This window comes from Lysinibacillus louembei (assembly GCF_033880585.1).
GTDB classification, from domain to species: Bacteria; Bacillota; Bacilli; order Bacillales_A; family Planococcaceae; genus Metasolibacillus; species Metasolibacillus louembei.
On record NZ_CP137624.1, the window covers coordinates 1,358,130 to 1,376,807 of the forward strand.

Here is an 18,678-nt window from a genome sequence, read left to right on the forward strand (position 1 = left end):
TTTTTCATGGTTTTAGGACTTAAGTAGTTATACATATTGCAAAAGTAGTGAAATGGCACATAAAAATAAATAGGGGGACCATGCTATGAAGCGGGTTAGTCTTAGAAAAAAACTTATTTTTTCATTTTTATTAATTCTTTTAATTCCATCAATTGTGATTGGTTATGTATCTTATCAAAGTGCCAAGCAGCAAATTTTGAATGAGCAGCAAGCGAGTGCAATGGAAAGTGTTCGTGAGCTAAATACAAATATTACGAGTATGATTGCACCTAAAGTTAAGGATATTGAATATTTCTCAACTAAGTTTAATGCAATCTCTTTACAGCCAGAGCAGCGTAATGAACTGAAGGCATTATTTAAAGAATATATTAATATGCATCCAGAAGTTGAGTTGCTTTATATTGGTGTAGCTGATGGACAAATGATTGATGAGCCTGTGAGCGACTATGCAAGCGATTATGATCCTCGTAAACGTCCATGGTATCAACAAGCGATGGAAAATAAAGGGGTAGTATCTATTTCCTCACCATATGTGTCGATGTCAACAAATAATATTGTGGTCTCTGTTATGAAGCCTTTAGCTGATAATTCTGGGGTGGTCGCACTGGATGTAAACATATCTGTTTTAAGTGAAATCACTGATAATATTAAAATTGGACAAACTGGCTATATGGCATTATTGGATAATCAAGGACTGTACATTGCACAGCAGGATAAAGAAAGCGGTTCAGAAGCGACAGAGAATTATATTGAAGAGGTTTATGCGAAAGATAAGGATACTATTATCAATAACAATCGCCATGTTTTATTTGATACAAATGAACTGACGGGTTGGAAAATCCTTGGTACGATGTTTACGGCAGAGGCAACGAAAGCTGCATCGAAAACATTAACAGCGATTATTGTCATTGTGGCGATTGCTGTTATTGTGGGTGGCGGTTTTGTACTGTTGATGATTCGTTCTATTGTTTCACCAATTAAAGAGCTACAAGAAAATGCCTTGAAAATTAGCGAGGGTGATTTAACAACACATATTGATATTCATACAAAGGATGAAATTGGGCAATTGGCAGAAGCCTTTGTGTCGATGAAGCTTAGCTTAAAGGAATTGTTGCAGCAGCTAGAGCAAAGTGTCCAACAAGTACAAAGCTCCGCACAAAACTTAGCTACTAATACAGCGGAAAATATAGCAGCTTCTGAGCAAGTAACAGATGCGATGCAGGAAGTAGCAAGCAGTACTGAAAGACAAACGACAGGTATTGAGCAAAATGCCATTTCAATTGAGGAAGTAGCAAAGGGAATTGTAGAAGTAACAGATAGTACGATGCAAGTGTCTGATTTATCAGGACATGCGATGCAATTGGCAGATGAAGGTGGTCAATCTGTACAACAAACAGTACAGCAAATGAAGTCTATTCATACATCTGTCGTGCAATCAGATGAAACGATTAATTCGCTTTATGCACGCACAAAGGAAATTGGCTCAATTTTAGAAATCATTACAGCTATTTCAGATCAAACGAATTTACTTGCATTAAATGCAGCTATTGAAGCAGCAAGAGCAGGTGAGCATGGCAAAGGCTTTGCAGTTGTTGCGGATGAAGTACGTAAGCTAGCTGAGCAATCATTGCAATCAACAAATCAAATTTCTGAGCTAATTGCTGCTATTCAGCAAGATACAGCACAATCTGTACAATCAATGAGTAGGGCAACGTCAGATGTGGAGCATGGTTTGCAGTTAACCGCACAGGCGAGTGACAAGTTTGCAAGCATTGTAGAAAGCTTACAAGAGATTGCTCCTAAAATCGAAGGCATTTCGGCTGCTTCTGAGGAAATTTCAGCAGTAGTCGAGGAAGTATCAGCAACTGCATTAGAGCTATCAGACCATGCAAAATCAAATGCTGCAGCCTCAGAGGAAGTTGCTGCATCGACAGAGCAAACATTGGCATCGATGCATGAAATGGCAGCAGCTGCTAATAAACTGCAAGAGATGGCGGATGAACTGCGCAGTTATATGGAGAAATTTAAATATTGATGCAAGCATAGGCTGTTGGAGAGGTTAATACTTATCCAACAGCCTTGTTTTTTCGCAAAATTTCTAAAATAATTGTAATATAGAACAAAATATACCATAGGGAGTGAGAACGGTGATTGAAGTAAATGGCCGCTTTACAAAGGCAAAAATCTATACGAATACAGCGCAGCCTGCTGCTATTGAGCAAATTCGTGAGCTAACAGACCAAGCTTTTATGGAAGGGACAAAAATTCGTATTATGCCAGATTATCATGCTGGTAAAGGCTGTGTGATTGGCACAACGATTCAGCTGAGGGAGCGTGTCGTACCGAATCTTGTTGGTGTTGATGTAGGCTGTGGTGTTTTCGTAGCGGAGGTGGATGCCACTGTTATTGATTATGCTAAGCTAGATGCAACGATTCGGGCGTATGTACCAAGCGGACAGGATTTGCATACAGAGCTATCTCCTGCACGTCAGTTTGAGGAATTTACATGTCAAAACTTTATTGCCACAGGGATGAGAGATGATTATACGAATTTATCGCTTGGCACATTAGGTGGTGGCAATCATTTTATCGAGCTTGCCAAAGATGAGGAAGGGAAATATTATTTATTAATTCATACAGGCTCTCGCTATGTCGGTGCAAAGGTAGCAAATTGGCATCAAAAAAGAGCTTTTGAGATGTTACGTCATCAAGATGTAGCAGCGATTATTGAAAGGTTAAAAGTGGATGGGCGTGAGCAGGAGATTCAAAGTGCAATTGAAGCGTACAAGGCACAAAACCCTGTTATTCCAAAGGACTTAGCTTATTTAGAAGGGCAGTATTTTGATGATTATATTCATGACATGAAAATTGCGCAGCGCTATGCGGTTATTAATCGTTGGACGATTGCTGAAACGATTGCACAGCATATGGAATGGACATATACAGATACCTTCGATACAATTCATAACTATATTGATACAGATACGATGACATTACGCAAAGGGGCTGTACGTGCGAATGAAGGAGAAAAGCTTGTCATTCCGATGAATATGCGTGATGGCTCATTAATTTGTATTGGGAAAGGCAATGCAGAATGGAATTATTCAGCACCGCATGGGGCAGGTCGAGTTTATTCACGTCGCATGGCAAAAAAAGAGCTGACGATGGATGCCTTCAAAGAAACGATGCAAGGTATTTGGACGACATCCGTTACAGAGGATACGCTTGATGAAGCACCAATGGCTTATAAGCCGATGAAGGAAATTACATCGGTAATTGGTGAGACGGTCGATATTATAAAAGCGATTAAGCCTGTTTATAATTTTAAAGCGAGTGAGGAGCATAAGCCTTATATGAGAAAGAAATAGCAATGTACTTTTTTAAAAAGACATTCAGTATAAAAAAATCCAAGCTGTCTAAGTAGTGTCTACTTTTGGCAGCTTGAAGTTTATTTGAAGAAATAGTTAATGAATATTTTGAGGAAGCTGTTTAGGAAATTCCACCACTTTAATTGGATAGCGGGCGTTCTCCTCTTGTAGAACTTCTCCAGTAAGCATTACGCGCATGCTATCTATTTCATTTATTTCTGTTAAATCTAACGGTAAAATAATTTGAGCATTTGCAGGAATGAATATATTTTCAATGTTTTTCGTTTTATGGTTAGTCAATAGCTTTATATGAGTTTTTAATTGATAAGCACTTGTGTTATGCACAGATAAAACATATTTTTTCTTTTCAACATACAAAATTTCATTTATTTGGAATGCTGCCTGGCTTTGATTAATCATATACTGTTCTTCGAATTGAATCTCTACCATTCTTGTTTCATACATAGCAAAAGCTCCTTTCTTAGTCTTATTAAATACATTTATGGTAAAATTTTATACTCTATAAAATGAGTACAGGTGCCGAGAAAAGCAGGTATTAGCCAGCTTTTCCGACACCTATCTAGAGGTTGGTTTCCATACTTCAATATCATATATTTACAGCATAGCAAAGCAATTTATGAAAATATATAGGTATATCACGCATATTAATTTGAATTCAAGAGATGTCAAAATGTCAGCCGAAGCGCCATGGATTGTGTAATATACCTATTGACAATTATTCATTTAATCTATATTTTACTAACTAATACAGATGTTAGATTAGAGGTTATTCATGTTATATCAACGTATTATTTTATTAGCATTGATATTTAGCTTATGGCTCTTTGCTTTAGTGAAAGGTGTCGCATTTAATGAATGGGCTATACAATTTCACAGCTTACCAATTATTAATAACGTAGCTTTATTCTTATATAATCATGCGACAGATATTGTAGGATTTTTATTTTTAATTACAGGTTTTTATGCCTATATGAAAAAGCCTCAGGCGGTAGTGATTCAACGATTTTTCTACTTAATGTGCGTAGCGGGGTTAGCAGTTAGCTGTGCCAAGCCATCTGGCTATGGGGTATTCATACTGACAAAAGCCGAAGCTGTTACTTTAGGGCTTGTACCATATTTTTTAGTTCGATTAATCGAATATTTTCCAGTACCTAATTCAACGAAGTTTTTGCGAGGACATCAATATATCGCGTTATTTGTGGCGGCATTTATTATAGTAGTAGACACATTTCCAGAGGAGCTTTCTTGGAATTTATACGTTGTGCGCTTTGGGTTAATTATTAATGTGTTAATGGCTGTCATTATATGTGGTTATTACATTGGAAAACAGTGGTTTTCACAATTAAAGTGGCTTCAAAATCAGTTGCTCGTTTTATTCGTTAGCCTATTGCTATCTTTTGGACCTATTTTATTTAATTTAGTTCAATCAGCTATGCTTAGTGAGCCTGCGATGCCCTTTGCCTTTTTTGTTATACCGATGGCGATTTTCCCACTTGCTTTAGCCTATTTGCTTACGAAACAGGAAGTAGTCGATTTTAAGCTCGTATTAAAGCAAGCAATACCTATGTTAACAGCATTTGTATTAACTTTATTTATTATTATGAAGGCTTTTTCGCTTCCTTCTGTTTATATTGTAGGGTTTTTAATTGGTGGCGGCGTATTTATTTTACTCTATCAGGCAATGAAATATATAGAAAGACGCTATATAGAAAGAAAGCTACGTGTCATTCAACAAGAAAAGCAGCATATTTTAAAGCAGTTAGATACAGGTGCTTTTTTAACGATTTATGCAGAGCGTATTGTACAGCTTATTCATAAAATGTTTGAAATAGAAGGAGCTGCTGTTATTTGGTCACAGCCTTCTTTAACAGTTCTTCATGATTCAGGCTTATTTCAGCATTCACAGGTAGTACAGCAAAATATTCGTGATTTATTAAAGCAGCAGCAAAGTAGACATGATATGTTAAAGCAAGCGCCTTATTACACATTACCTTTAACTGATGGTGTAAATATTGTAGGTATGATTGTCGTTGGGCAAAAGCTGAATTTCACAAAATGGGAGCAGGAGGAGCTCATTTTATTAAATAAAATACATATGGAGGCAAAGGAATTATTTTTACACGCACAAATGATACGAAAAATTGATAAAGCTACATATGATGTACAGCAAACAGGCTACCAGTATCAGCTATTGCAGGCTTTAGAAGATGAGCGTAGACATCTATCGATTTTTCTGCACGATGAGGTTTTACAAGACTTATTATTTTCCTTACGCAATGTAAGAGCAGAGCGCTATGATTACACAGAAAAAACATTGCAGCAAATGATTAGTGTCGTACGTGCGATGTGCAATGATTTGTATCCGATTATGGTAGAAGAAATCGGTCTTGCATTAAGCTTGCAGTCTTTACAAGCGAAAACGGAAGGGCAGCACGATATTCATATTCATATTGATTATCAAATCAAGGACGAGCAAATCTCTTTATTGCTGGCAATGCAAGTGTTTCGCATATTGAAGGAGCTATTAACGAATAGTATTAAGCATGCAAAGGCTGAAGATGTAAAGATAACTATTTGTGAGCAGAATGGCAAATTACACATAGCAGTTGAGGATAATGGCTGTGGCTTTGAAGTACCGAAAAATATGATGCTTTATGTGGAGCAGCATTTTGGATTAGTAACCATTCAAAAGAAAGTCGAACAGTTACAAGGAACTTTTATGATTACTTCACAGCTTGGAGAAGGTACAAAAATTATCATTGAATTCCCATTAAAGGAAGTGAGCTAGATGAAGGTATTATTAGTGGATGACCATGTGCTTTTATTAGAAAGCTTGAAAACGATTGTAGAAACAGATCCAAATATTCAAGTTGTCGCAGCGATTGCGGACCCTTCTTCACTTTTAGAGGACGTACAACGTTTAAAACCTGACATTATTTTAATGGATATTCGTTTAAAATCACATAACGGGCTTTCATTAACGAAGGAAATTTTGCAGCAGCTACCCGATATGAAAATTATTATATTATCAGGCTATGATGACGATGCATACATTCATGCAGCACAAAATGCTGGAGCGCGGGGATTTGTGAAAAAGGAGCAGTCGAATGAGGAGCTAATCGCTATTGTAAAAACGGTTTATGAAGGCTCAACACATTTTCCATATTTTGAAGAAAGCTTGTTAACACTTAAGGAGCGAGAGGTGCTACAGCTTGTTGCGTGGGATCAAACAAATGAGATGATTAGCAGAGAGCTTGCAATGAGTAAACGAACAGTGGAGAATCACATTTCCTCCATTTTGCGCAAGCTTGGTGTAGACACACGTTTAGGTGCGGCAGTTACGGGCATTGAGCAAGGATTAGTGAGTGCGAAGCGATGAAGAAAAAGGAGCATCTTGTCATGACAAGATGCTCCTTAAAGTTATTCTATAAAAGTAATAAAAAATAAATTTCAGAATGTTCTTGTAATTGTTTTTGTGTCATGCTATATTTTTCAACAAGATAGTTAAACGATTAACTTAAACGTTTAACATCTTGCTAGTAAGGAGATGTTGTTGATGGTTACATTAAAGGATATTGCGAAGCATGCAAATGTTAGCATTTGTACAGTGTCTAAATATTTAAGCTCAAGCATGGTTGTGAAGAAAGAAACCGAGCAAAGAATCCAGCTAGCGATTAAGGAACTTGGTTATGTACCAAATGTAGTGGCAAAAGCATTGAAGCGAATGGAGACATCCAATATAGCTGTTATTTTACCGAAAATTAATAATCTTTATTACTCAGAGATTACTTCTGGTATTAGTCAAACCTTAGGTAAATATCATTACAACCTGTATATATACGAGGTTGATAATTTACAGCTAAGCGAAGAGGAAATTTTGCAGCTAATGCGAGAAAATATGATTGCAGGCATTATTTTTATCGGCTTATTTGCAGATCAAACTTTCCAAGAAAGCATTAATAATATTGCAGGCTGGGATATTCCAGTTGTTTATGCCAATCGCTATATTTCTAATACGAGCTATCCACTTGTTTATCCAGATTTAGTGCAGGCTGGTGAAATAGGCACGAAGCATTTATTAGAGAAAGGAAAAGAGCGACTAGCTGTTGTGCATAAAGGTCTACGGGAAGAAATATTACATTCTTTCTTAGAGGGCTGCCAAAAAGCAGGTGGAAAGCACTTACCGATTGTGATGGAAATAAACGATGATATGGATTTAGTAAATGACTTCGTACCACAGCTATTAGCGCAAAAAATTGAAGGGCTATTTACGCTAAATGAATTAAGTGCTGTTTATTTAGCAAAGGCGTTACAAAAAGCAGATATAAAAATTCCACAAGATATAGCAGTTTTGAGCTTAGGGAATTCAGTTATGTCAGAAATTTCAACGCCGGAGCTAACATGTGTCGATTTACAAAACAGAGAGTTAGGCATGAAAAGCGCTGAGCTTATTTTAAGCCAAATTCGCAAAGAAGCATATGAGCCTGTAACAGTTTTAGAGCCATTTATTGTGAAGCGTCATTCTACTTAAATTACTTTCCATTTTCTATGATGGAGAATGGAAAGCTTTAATTAATCTTTAGTTAAACGTTTAACTAAATAGCTTTGCAATAAAGTTAAACGTTTAACCTATAACTTTGTTAAGTATGGAGTTCTACTCTACTTATTATAAAAATAAAGCACAAAGGGGAAATATGTATGACAGAAACACAGGTAACTCAATTAGAGAAAGTTCGTGCTATTTTTGATGTGTTGCATGGACAAAGAGAAGCAGATTTACTATTGAAAAATGTGAATATTTTAGATGTACATGGGGAAACCGTTTATCATGGCTCCTTATTAGTATATGATAAGCGAATTGTTGCATTGAACCCTGATGAAGCAAGTATTAAAGTGAAAGAGGTATTTGATGGACAAGGCTTATATGCGATTCCAGGCTTAATTGATGCACATATCCATTTCGAGTCACAGCTAGCACATCCGACGGCGTTAGCTGAGGCGATGGTTCCTTGTGGGACAACAACCATTTTTGCGGAATGCTTAGATTTATTAAGTGCTGCTGGAGATGATGGGGTGCGAGCAGCCCAAAATTTATTCCGTGATTATGATAAGCTTCCATATCGCTTATATGCCTTTGCACCAGGGAAAAAGGTGGCGGCGGCAGTAACAAAGGAAGTATTAGAAATGGAGCCTGTTATTGGGCTAGGGGAGTTTGAGCATTTTACCTATAGCAAAGGTGATGAGGACGATTTCCATAAAGCTGCATGGGTGCGAGAAAAAGGCGGCTTTATGAATGGACATTGGGGATTAACCGCATTATCAGATATGACATTAAACTATTTACCAGCGATTGGGGTATCCAACAATCATGATGTTTGGAACGGAGATGATATTGAAAAAAGCATTCGCTATGGCTTCCCAACACATATTAAATTCGGTGTTGGTAGCAATGAGGTTATTAAAACATTGCTGCGTTCTATCGTAGACCGCAAATTCCCAACGGAAAACTTTATGCTGTGTACTGACAATATTTCAGTAGAGCGATTATTAAAGATGGGGCATATGGATTGGATTATTTCGCTTTGTGCAGAGATGGGTATCAATCCGATTAAAGCTATTAAAATGGCCTCATATAATACAGCAAAATCCTTTAATATGGATGATCAAATTGGCTCGCTAACACCAGGGCGCTTTGCAGATATTGTTTTAACAGACAGCTTATCAAATATTAATCCGCTCTATGTTTTTAAAGATGGTGAGCTCATCGCACAAAACAAACAAATGCTGAAGCATGTAGAAATCGATTATTCTGAAATGTGCACAGAGGCAGTAGAAGGTTTAGGTGATTTAACACCTGAGCAGTTAGACCTTGAGCTGCTGGAAGTATCGGAGGATGGCAGCAAAGCGAAAGTATATTTATTTGATGTTTATGGTCGAGGGCATGCCAAGTTTTATCAGGAAATATGGCTACCATTAAAGGATGGCAAAGTTGTACAGCAGTACGAAGGAGAAAAGCTCAGTCGTTTAGCCGTTGTGCAACGCTATGCAGATGGTAAGCGCCATATTGTCACAGGCTTGTTTAAAGGGGTATATGTTGAAAGTGGAGCAGTTGCAACATTCTGGCCAGCACCATATCCATACTTTGTAGCGGTAGGACAAGATAGCGAGGAAATGTGCTATTGTTTAAAGGAAGTGGATAAGTATTCTGGTGCATGTATCGTAACAGAGAATCAAGAGAAGAAGAGCGTTATGCCACTTGAAATTTATGGAGTCATGGCAAATATGACAGTGGATGAATTAACAGCAAGCGCTAGCAGCATTGATCAGGCATTGGAGCAGCTTGGTAATCATAATGAAGGTGAGCCAGTTGTTAACAAGCTATTAAGCTTATTTATTTCATTACATCGCTTCCGCTTCATGAAGTAGGGTTTTTCTCGACAATTAATGCCTATTGATTGTAAGCGTTATCAAATGTAAATCTATCATTGCAATTTTAAATTATATTCGAAAGAGGGATGGGAATATGAAGGGTAATTTTGATATTACACAGCTGCAAAAAGATAGTTCTTTAACAAAACGTTGGTTTATTTATATCGCGGGTATTTATATTTTAACATTGGGAATTAGTTTAGCGATTCGAGCGGGTATTGGGATATCTCCACAGAGCAGTTTAACAAGAACGATGACGCTTATTTTCCCGCAGTTATCACAAGGCACGTATTCTTTTTTACTAGAGCTGATTATGCTGCTTTTAGCGTATTTAGTTTTACCAAAAGATTTTAAGTTTAAATATTTTGCAGGGTTAATTCCAGCGTTAGCATTAAGTATTTTTTTAGATTTAAATTTACTTTTAACAGGCTTTATTCAGCTAGATGCATATGCTGCAAAGGTTGTATTATTAATCATTGCAGATGCTGCGTTGGCATACGGTTTATTTTTAATGATTCAAGTAAATTTAGTATTGATTCCAGTCGATTTATTCGTAAATCAGGTTGTAAAGAGAACGAATTTCAAGTGGGGGAATGTGAAAACCGCATTCGACTGTACACTATTATTAACATCTGTATTAGTAGGCTTAAGCTTCTTAGGTGAAGTGCCATTTATCCGTGAAGGTACAATTATTAATGCGATTTTAGTAGGACAATATATTAAGCTCTATTCGTATATCGCAAGAAAAAATATGGAAAGAAAAGCTGGCTTAGTTACACAGGCTGTTAAAAATTAAAAGATGTGGTGTCTTAAATTTGTTTCTGATTTTAGCATATAAAGTACCTCTTTTTATTCATATATTATTCATTACATTAGAAATATCCAATAGTGTAAAATATATTTATAGTAAAGGAGGGATATTATGCGGAAAATATGGTTTTTTAGCATTTTATCGCTAACTATTGCTGTAATCATTGTTTGTATTTATATTTACAATATTCCTGGTAGCATGGAAGAAGCTGAGAAAGCATTTGATGAATATTTAATTGCGCAAGAGGTAAAAAAAGAGAATATTGCTACTAAAGAGATAAAAAAAGATTATAAAATCGGTGGTTATTATTTTGATGTGACGTATAAAGACGAGCCGCCTAACTATCGGTATAATTATTTTTATCAGGCTAGCTCTAAACGTATAGTTTTGCTTGTTTTTGATGGTAATAGAGGAATTGATGAAGGGATGAAATATCCCCCAATTAAATAAGTGAAATTAAGAAAAAACGGATGGGAAAATGCATTTTATTCCATCCGTTTTGATTTGAGTTTTTCGAATAGTTGATGCTATCAAAGAGATTAATTATTTTTCATTACGCAACAGTGGCTGTGTGCTGCAACGGAACGAGCCACCGAAGCTTCTTGAAATTTGAAAATCGATGTATTCCACCTTTATGCCACGCTTTTCAAGCTCAGCACCAATAAAATCAAATTCATAGTCAGTTATATAGACATGGTCATTAATTGGTAAACCATTTGTCGCAAGGCGAGATGCTTGCTCAAGTGTCACATGAATTTGATCCCAATTTTTAAACTGCTCTGGAATACCGTTTAAAAAGGCTTCCTCGCAAATGATGATTAAGCCCTCACGTACAATGCTTAATGCACAATCGAGATGCAAAATCGTATGGTGCAAAGGCACTTCAATGACTTGATAACCAAAATTGCTCGTTAAATTACTTAACCATTGGACACCGTTACTATTTGAAGCAAGACCAGAATTACCAACATAAATCGTTTGATCTAATACTAATACGTCACCGCCCTCTAAAAACGGTCCTTGCTCGGAATCACTGCCTAATGAAATATCAGGCTTTGGAATTGCGATGTACAGACAGCTGTTTTGATTAGCCTCTTCTACTAATATATTGCGTGCTGGTAGCACCTCATTTCGACGATGCGGGAAACGCAATGAGCCTTCAATGAGCATATTGCCGACTGTGAAGAAAGGGTCACGAATAAAGAAATTGCTGTAGCCATCCTCATAGCCTATTTCCTTTTCATAATCTGTTAGCATACGTGGTAAAAGCACCTCTACACCATGCTTTTCTAAAATCTTTTTTAAATTTGCTCGTTCCTCCTCCCATGCCTTTTGTCTGTCAGGGAAAACCTCTTTATAGTTTTTTCCTTCGACATCTACAGTTTTATATAATGCAATGCTTTCCTCTGTTAAAAATTCCTCGTCTATGCGATTACTAACTGCTGGAAAGGCAAACTCCGATTGTGCTAGCACTACTCTTTGTAATGGTGCAAATTCACTTTTTACAAAAATAGAAGTCATGTATTACTTCCCCCTTAAGTTATATTCGCTAGCTATCGTAAAGTATATAGTAACAATATAGTCAACAGTAAATTTGCGCTATCATACATTAAATAGAAATTATGTTAAAGTTGAAGAAGGGGGGATTGCTTATGCGTTTACAGGAGCAGCGACTTCAGCAGGCAGTACAAGGGAAAACGATATTAATTACAGGAGCGAGCTCAGGCATTGGGCGAGATACCGCCCTGTTATTAGCTCGTTATGGAGCGAAGCTAATAGTTGTCGGTCGCAATGAAGAGCGTTTACGTGATGTGGCTATGCAGACAGGTGCACAGATGTATGTAATGGATTTGCGTGAAGAGCAAAATCGCCAGCAGCTCTGTCGCGAAATCCAGCAATTAGATATTTTCATTAATAATGCAGGCATATCAATTCACCGTTCGATTTATGATGCATTAGAGCGTCCGCATGATTTTAGGCGCACAATGGCTATTAACTATTTTGCTCCTGTTGAGCTAATGCTCCATTTTATTCCATTGCTAGATGCAGCACAAGGACAAATTGTTAATGTTTCAACGATTAATACAAAGTTTCGTCCAATGGCAAAATGGTCTGCTTATCAAGCATCAAAGGCGGCATTTGATACATGGCTACGCGCTGTTGCACCAGAAGTGAAGCACACTGTTTCCACTATTTATTTGCCACTCGTTCGGACACCAATGATTGCACCAACAAAACAATATGAGCGTATGCCAGCGATGTCTAGTGAAGCTGCAGCAAAGCGTATTGCTCGTTTACTATATACGAAAAAGAGGGAGGATCAACCTTGGTGGCTACTATTTCTACGTTACGTGAGACCTTAAAAATTAAAGCTTATTTGCGTATGCCTTTAAGACAGCTATTAATAGCAGTTGTTAAAGAGGGGGTATCAATAAATGCATTGCTCTCTTTTTATGCAAAAAAGCAGCCACATACACCGCTTTTTATTGAAAATCATGTAGTGATAACATACGGACAGTTTTATGATGAAGTTATTTATATGAGCTATGCTTTGTATGAGAAGGGGCTTCGAGCAGGGCAGCGTGTAGGCTTTCAATGTGCTAATAGTGTTAATTTATTACGTGCACTTTTCGCAGTAGAGCGAATTGGAGCAACTGCTATATTGTTACATACGGGTCGCTCTGTGAAGGGGCATTTTGATTTTTTATTTACGGAAGAGACGTTGAAGGATTTACCAACAAGGGCGGCAGCATGCTATTTTCCACGAAGGCAGGGCAAAATTATTGTTCAAACAAGCGGTACGACTGGTGAGCCTAAAGGTGTGCATAGCACGGTGCAAAATGTGTTAGCACCATTTCGTGCATTGCTGGAGCGCATGCATTTTCATACATATCGCTATGTGTATGTCGCAACGCCATTTTTTCATGGCTATGGTCTGGCTTTTTTAACCGCAACGATGGCAGCAGGACACACCATTATAGTAAGCAAGCGCTTTGATGCAGCATTGCTTGAGATATATCCAATTGAAGCACTGACAGTTGTGCCAACACTATTAGCCCGTTTTCGTCCGACTCCAACATTGCGCTGTGTAGCGAGTGGAAGCGCACCGTTGCACAATAGTAAAGGCTTTGATGAGATTTTATATAATTTATATGGCACATCGGAAGCTGGCTTAATTAGTATAGCAACACCAAAGGAGAGAGCGTTGCAGCACGCTACAATAGGCAAGCCGATTGAGGGGTTAAAATTAAGCTATCAGCAAGGCGAATTAATTGTCAATGGCAGACGGACAGGCGATTTAGTAGAGGAAGTAGATGGCTTGCTGTTTATGAAAGGACGCTTACATGACATGATTATTTCAGGTGGAGAAAATGTTTTTCCACAGCAGGTTGAGCAAATTATGCGCAGGCATCCGAAAATTATAGATGCAGCAATTATAGGGGAGGCAGATTCGCAATTTGGGGAGCTTGTTGTGGCATATGTCATTGCAGTAGACATAGATGAACAAAATATTATTAACTTTTGTAAAGAGAACCTAGCGAATTATGAATGTCCTAAAAAAATTTACTTTGTTGACAAACTACCATACAACGAGCTAGGAAAATTAAATCGTAAAGCTTTATATAGCTGATTGTATAAATATTTGTATGTGTGTATAATTAATAGAAACGGATGAAACGTAGTGTAATATACTTGAGTAAGGAAGTTGAGCATTTGGAGCAGTATTTGAAGTTTTTACTTGTTGGACTAGCAATTGCAATGCCTGTTGGTGCAATCACGGTTGAAATGACGAAGCAGGGCTTAAAAAATGGCTTTTTTCATGGTTGGGCAGTTGGCTTAGGTGGAATGACGATTGATTTACTATTAATCGTTGCGCTTTATTTAGGGTTTGCACAGGTGTTGGCATTACCTTACGTGCAAATGCCTTTATGGATTATTGGTGCAGTTTTTTTATTTTTACTTGCCTATGACTCAATTAAAAATGCGGATCAGGATATTACGTTGGCTGGAGAAAAGGTCAATAAGTCGCTATGGACAACTTATCGCAACGGTTTTCTTGTTGCGTTATCGCCTGGTAATTTAGTATTTTGGGTGTCTGTTTTTGGAGTCGTATTAGCAGATTCCTATACAGCGCAATCGAGTAGTTTTTTACTAGCGGCTCTGGGGATTCTGACAGGGATATTAGTGCATGATATTGGGCTGCTATCGATTGTTTCGGTCACGCGTAGAGTGATGAATCGTAAAATGATTCAATGGACCTCGATTGTAGCAGGACTATTATTATTTGGCTTCGCATGTTATTTTTTATACCGCTTTTATATGGATATCAGTAATTATATTTGAGGAGAAGGAGGGAGATTCCCTCCTTTTATTTTACACATCGTAAAAATGTCTGTATGCATCCTCTAAGTTTCGCTTACTGCGGTTGACTGATTGAATTTGTACGCCGTTTTTTATTAGCCATTCAAGATATTTTTCTATACTATGTGCAGAATTTGTCATTAAAAGGCTGTCATTCATTTTAAACGGAAGGTAACTATCTTTCATTAGTTCCTCTATATTACCCTGATAAAAAAATGCAATTTCATAAGATGTGCTCATCGTGTCGACAGGGCTATTTGTGAATAGCTCACCATCTTTAATAAACCAAATTGTCTGCGTCAAATCCTCCAAAATATCTAAGTTATGTGTTGAGATAAAAATGCTAATTCCTTGTGAATGAAGAGTGCGAATTAGCTGCTTCAGCTCGATTATGCTCGTTGGATCTAATCCATTAAAGGGCTCATCCATTAAAATAATAATCGGCTTTGTTAATATACTTAAAGCAATGAGTAAATGCTGTCTCATTCCATAAGAATAGGATTTAATCGGCTGATTGACATAGGAACGAATACCAATTAAATCAATCGTCTCTTCGATTTCGGTCTTTTCTAAGTTATAAATATTAGCTACAAAGGATAAGTGATCATAGCCAGTTAAGGACATATATAAGTAATTATCACTTGGTAAAAAAGAAATATATTTATAAAAGTCGGGCTGATTGTTAGCAATGTCATTCACAGTAATTGTGCCATTTTCAATAGCCTCTAATGCCAGTATGGAGCGCATTAGGGTAGACTTTCCAGCTCCGTTTGGTCCTACAAGGCCAATAATTTCTCCTGCATTAACAGAAAAAGAGATATCTTTTAGAACTGTTTTATTTTTATATTTTTTCGTAAGCTGTTTGACTCGTAGTACCATTATGATGACACCTTCCTTTTACTTAAAAGTCCGATGCAGAACAGTAAGCTTCCGCTAATAAATAAAATTGCACTACCATTTAAGAAATTCACTTTTGTATCATTTGCTGCTATAGACTTCCAACCGTCTACAACATTCCATGTATCAAAATAAATGAATGGATTGATATACATGCCATTCATTGCAATATAGTGATCCGCAATAAAATAACCTACAGCTACTACAATGATTGTCATAATAATTGTAGTGTAATGATTTTTCATCCATTTACCAATTAAGCTAAACAAGCTGTTTAAAAAGAATATTTGAGTAAAAATCAACAAGCTGCTTTTTAAAATCAGTGTAGATAAATTTTCAAAGTAAAAATAAGCATCATCAATGACTGAATAGAAATAACCATCATGGAGCTTAGCTGCTGCATAAACTAAAATTGGATAATCAGATTCACCTAAACCTCCAATGATTGTGCTAATAAAGAATACAAATACACTACTAATCAGCAGTAGACTATAAGCAATGAGAAGATTATATACCCATTTCGTTATATAAATAGATGTCATGCGAATTGGCTTTGTAGTCAAAAAGTCAATGGATGGATTTGGTTGTCGCTCATCAGACATTGATGTCCATAACAGTAGCACGAAAATGACTAATACGGATAGCATGATGTTCCAATTTAAATATTTATAAACGGTAAACAAACTATTATTTCCATATTTCGTGTTTCTTTCTTGCATAAGCTGTAAGGCGGTAGAACGTTTATCATCAAATGTGTCGCTATGTTTATCAAAGTTTGAAATCCATTGATGTCCAAGTGGCCATGCAGTTATTTTTTTTTCATCTAAAATATTTTGCTGTTCTTCAGATGCCATTACAGATACAGTCCATAGGGCGCCGTCTATTTCTTTATATGTTGGAGGGTCTAATGATCTCAATGCTTCTCGGAATTTTTCATAAAAGTTAGGTGAACCAATTTTGCTTTTTAAGTTTTCTAGCATAGAATAGCTCTCGTTCAAACTTTCTACCATAGCGGTATAAGGATTTTCCTCAGGGTTATCTATCTCAAAATCCTCTTCTGAAGCTTTCCAATTTGTACGAATTTCGATTATAAAGCTTTGGAAATCTTCAATTGTTTTCAATGCTTTTATAGGTATTGCTTGGAATTGCTGATTCACTACAGCAACAGTACCGCCCATAATACCAAATAGCAGGACAAGTGTTAGTAGGACATGCCCTTTACGTTTCTTTTTCAAATGCTCAAATTGTAAAAGCTTCCATTTGTTTTGAGGGTGATATTGTTTTTTGCTAATATGAAAATCAGCTACTCTAAATGTAATCCATTGTGACTTGATGATTGGATAAGAAATAATAAAGCATAAAATTAGTAAGATGAACATCCATACTAAATAAATAATAGAGCAATCTGTAGCTAATAAATGTGTTTCATATGAGATAAACAAATGTATAGGGTTAGCCATATAAAAGCCATAATGTAGTGAAATGATATAGCCAACCATAAACGGTATAGTTATTAATGCTAAAGTCATGCCTAAAGAAATACGTTGTTTTAGTAAACAAATTGCTAAAATTAATAATAACGCAACGAAAATACCCCAGCTAATCGGAAGAAAAACGAACCACTTCCATACAGGCACCATAATTATGGTAGACCCAACTGCTACTTCAATTGGATAATGAACGGTATTTAGATGCCCCATGATAAGTGGTGGCAATAATGATAATAGGCTTGCTAGTGCTATGTACATAAGGATGCTTAGTAAAAAAGAAATTAAATAACCATAATATGTTGCTATAGGAGACAAAGAATTTATTTTAAAAAAGTCAAATAGCCGATTTTCTCTATCAAATAAATATTTATAGCAAAAAATGAGCAAAAATAGCAAAGCTGTCGCAGGACTAAATAATAGCTGGAATAGCTGTTTTGTAAATAATGCAGTATTGTATGGTGTTGCTTGCTCTGTATAGGATAAGTCATGTTCAATTAACTGTTCAACCTTACGTTGTTCAATTTCCAATAAACTTTTACTATTGTAAGGGATAGAAACAAGTTGCATATATTTCTCATATTCATTGATATATGCTAAATGTGTTGAAGCAATTTCTAAATCATTTACTTTTAGTTTGTTTGAAATCTCCTGTAAGTACTGTTCTTGCACTAGGAGGCTATCTAGCGATTGACGCTGCTCTTCTGTTAGTCCGACAGCTCTTTCTTTACTAAGTGCTCTGCCAATTAAGAAATTCACTGTAGCTTTTCGATTTTTAAAGGTTTCTTCTAGCTCATGCTGAGTCGCTCCTGATTGATGGTGATTAATGATAGACAAAGATACAATCAGTAAAATGATTGCGAGTGGTAGTAATAAAGTATATTTGCTTTTAGCGATTTCCTTTATTATAAAATGAACCACATTTTTCATGTATCCACCTCTAGATTTTCAATAATTTATCGTTGTTATTTACAAAATATCCTCTTTAAGCTATATTGTGAGCTTCACAATAATATGATACTTAAAGAGGATATTGAAATTGCATAATTTGTAAATTAATCTAATTCAACAACATAGGGATCTGCATAAGGACCTGCCGAGATATGACCCTCAAGAATATATCGTCCATATATATCTATTTTGCCGTTGTAATAAATATAGCCTGAATATGTTTTGCCGTTTCTATTTTCAGTTACCCACATAGCTGTTGTGTATGTTGTTACTGTTCTTGAGACGAAAATTGTATCCGCTGCCGGCGTTATTACTGGCTCTAAATTATTAGAGGCTTGAACGCTTGAAAAGT

15 protein-coding genes are annotated in these 18,678 nt (G+C 36.5%); 11 read left to right on the top strand and 4 right to left on the bottom strand.

The window, feature by feature from the left end; genetic code table 11:
• The first annotated feature begins 85 nt into the window (after positions 1–85).
• Together R6U77_RS06780 and R6U77_RS06785 are read left to right on the top strand one after the other, a co-directional pair.
• On the top strand, positions 86–2,035 hold the full coding sequence (locus R6U77_RS06780; RefSeq protein ID WP_319837899.1) for a HAMP domain-containing methyl-accepting chemotaxis protein: 1,950 nt from the start codon (positions 86–88) through the stop codon (positions 2,033–2,035).
• A 112-nt stretch (positions 2,036–2,147) separates the two neighbouring features.
• Positions 2,148–3,368, top strand: a complete 1,221-nt coding sequence (locus R6U77_RS06785; RefSeq protein ID WP_319837900.1) for an RtcB family protein — start codon at positions 2,148–2,150, stop codon at positions 3,366–3,368.
• Positions 3,369–3,464: 96 nt separating this feature from the next.
• On the opposite strand, the gene R6U77_RS06790 is transcribed toward R6U77_RS06785, so the two are convergent.
• Positions 3,465–3,833 (bottom strand): hypothetical protein, encoded by a 369-nt coding sequence (locus tag R6U77_RS06790; RefSeq protein ID WP_319837901.1) that lies wholly within the window; start codon positions 3,831–3,833, stop codon positions 3,465–3,467.
• A gap of 328 nt (positions 3,834–4,161) precedes the next feature.
• Here R6U77_RS06790 and R6U77_RS06795 point away from each other — a divergent pair, with 328 nt between their 5' ends.
• The 6 genes from R6U77_RS06795 (at position 4,162) to R6U77_RS06820 (ending at position 11,079) form a co-directional block, all read left to right on the top strand.
• Complete coding sequence (locus R6U77_RS06795) at positions 4,162–6,177, top strand: sensor histidine kinase (RefSeq protein ID WP_319837902.1); 2,016 nt, start codon at positions 4,162–4,164, stop codon at positions 6,175–6,177.
• Positions 6,178–6,768, top strand: a complete 591-nt coding sequence (locus tag R6U77_RS06800) for a response regulator transcription factor (protein WP_319837903.1) — start codon at positions 6,178–6,180, stop codon at positions 6,766–6,768.
• A gap of 177 nt (positions 6,769–6,945) precedes the next feature.
• Entirely contained in the window at positions 6,946–7,920 is a 975-nt protein-coding gene (locus tag R6U77_RS06805) for a LacI family DNA-binding transcriptional regulator (protein ID WP_319837904.1), read from the top strand.
• A gap of 167 nt (positions 7,921–8,087) precedes the next feature.
• Entirely contained in the window at positions 8,088–9,815 is a 1,728-nt protein-coding gene (locus R6U77_RS06810) for an amidohydrolase family protein (protein WP_319837905.1), read from the top strand.
• Between the two features lie 97 nt (positions 9,816–9,912).
• Positions 9,913–10,614 carry a YczE/YyaS/YitT family protein gene (locus R6U77_RS06815; RefSeq protein WP_319837906.1) on the top strand — a complete coding sequence of 234 codons (702 nt, stop codon included), beginning with the start codon at positions 9,913–9,915 and terminating at the stop codon, positions 10,612–10,614.
• 126 nt (positions 10,615–10,740) lie between these two features.
• On the top strand, positions 10,741–11,079 hold the full coding sequence (locus R6U77_RS06820; RefSeq protein WP_319837907.1) for a DUF3139 domain-containing protein: 339 nt from the start codon (positions 10,741–10,743) through the stop codon (positions 11,077–11,079).
• Positions 11,080–11,172: 93 nt separating this feature from the next.
• On the opposite strand, the gene R6U77_RS06825 is transcribed toward R6U77_RS06820, so the two are convergent.
• A complete protein-coding gene (locus R6U77_RS06825; protein ID WP_319837908.1) occupies positions 11,173–12,150 on the bottom strand; it encodes a dimethylarginine dimethylaminohydrolase family protein in 978 nt (325 codons plus the stop codon).
• Positions 12,151–12,281: 131 nt separating this feature from the next.
• Here R6U77_RS06825 and R6U77_RS06830 point away from each other — a divergent pair, with 131 nt between their 5' ends.
• The 3 genes from R6U77_RS06830 (at position 12,282) to R6U77_RS06840 (ending at position 14,973) form a co-directional block, all read left to right on the top strand.
• Positions 12,282–12,992, top strand: a complete 711-nt coding sequence (locus R6U77_RS06830; protein WP_293921781.1) for an SDR family NAD(P)-dependent oxidoreductase — start codon at positions 12,282–12,284, stop codon at positions 12,990–12,992.
• The gene (locus R6U77_RS06835) at positions 12,959–14,260 is read left to right on the top strand and encodes a class I adenylate-forming enzyme family protein (protein WP_319837909.1); all 1,302 of its coding nucleotides are present in this window, start codon (positions 12,959–12,961) and stop codon (positions 14,258–14,260) included. Before R6U77_RS06830 ends, R6U77_RS06835 begins: the two co-directional genes overlap by 34 nt.
• A gap of 128 nt (positions 14,261–14,388) precedes the next feature.
• Positions 14,389–14,973 (top strand): LysE family transporter, encoded by a 585-nt coding sequence (locus R6U77_RS06840; RefSeq protein ID WP_406601097.1) that lies wholly within the window; start codon positions 14,389–14,391, stop codon positions 14,971–14,973.
• A gap of 30 nt (positions 14,974–15,003) precedes the next feature.
• Here the strand turns inward: R6U77_RS06840 and R6U77_RS06845 are convergent, their stop codons facing one another.
• Together R6U77_RS06845 and R6U77_RS06850 are read right to left on the bottom strand one after the other, a co-directional pair.
• Positions 15,004–15,870 (bottom strand): ABC transporter ATP-binding protein, encoded by an 867-nt coding sequence (locus R6U77_RS06845; protein ID WP_319837911.1) that lies wholly within the window; start codon positions 15,868–15,870, stop codon positions 15,004–15,006.
• Positions 15,870–18,305, bottom strand: coding sequence for a hypothetical protein (locus R6U77_RS06850; protein WP_319837912.1), 2,436 nt, complete (start codon positions 18,303–18,305; stop codon positions 15,870–15,872). Before R6U77_RS06850 ends, R6U77_RS06845 begins: the two co-directional genes overlap by 1 nt.
• Positions 18,306–18,678 lie beyond the last annotated feature (373 nt).

Excerpts from the sequence above, each read along its gene's own strand:
- R6U77_RS06780 (WP_319837899.1), top strand. The coding sequence starts at position 86 with ATGAAGCGGGTTAGTCTTAGAAAAAAACTTATTTTTTCATTTTTATTA.
- R6U77_RS06790 (WP_319837901.1), bottom strand. The coding sequence starts at position 3,833 with ATGTATGAAACAAGAATGGTAGAGATTCAATTCGAAGAACAGTATATG.
- R6U77_RS06795 (WP_319837902.1), top strand. The coding sequence starts at position 4,162 with ATGTTATATCAACGTATTATTTTATTAGCATTGATATTTAGCTTATGG.
- R6U77_RS06800 (WP_319837903.1), top strand. The coding sequence starts at position 6,178 with ATGAAGGTATTATTAGTGGATGACCATGTGCTTTTATTAGAAAGCTTG.
- R6U77_RS06805 (WP_319837904.1), top strand. The coding sequence starts at position 6,946 with ATGGTTACATTAAAGGATATTGCGAAGCATGCAAATGTTAGCATTTGT.
- R6U77_RS06810 (WP_319837905.1), top strand. The coding sequence starts at position 8,088 with ATGACAGAAACACAGGTAACTCAATTAGAGAAAGTTCGTGCTATTTTT.
- R6U77_RS06815 (WP_319837906.1), top strand. The coding sequence starts at position 9,913 with ATGAAGGGTAATTTTGATATTACACAGCTGCAAAAAGATAGTTCTTTA.
- R6U77_RS06820 (WP_319837907.1), top strand. The coding sequence starts at position 10,741 with ATGCGGAAAATATGGTTTTTTAGCATTTTATCGCTAACTATTGCTGTA.
- R6U77_RS06825 (WP_319837908.1), bottom strand. The coding sequence starts at position 12,150 with ATGACTTCTATTTTTGTAAAAAGTGAATTTGCACCATTACAAAGAGTA.
- R6U77_RS06830 (WP_293921781.1), top strand. The coding sequence starts at position 12,282 with ATGCGTTTACAGGAGCAGCGACTTCAGCAGGCAGTACAAGGGAAAACG.
- R6U77_RS06840 (WP_406601097.1), top strand. The coding sequence starts at position 14,389 with ATGCCTGTTGGTGCAATCACGGTTGAAATGACGAAGCAGGGCTTAAAA.
- R6U77_RS06845 (WP_319837911.1), bottom strand. The coding sequence starts at position 15,870 with ATGGTACTACGAGTCAAACAGCTTACGAAAAAATATAAAAATAAAACA.
- R6U77_RS06850 (WP_319837912.1), bottom strand. The coding sequence starts at position 18,305 with ATGAAAAATGTGGTTCATTTTATAATAAAGGAAATCGCTAAAAGCAAA.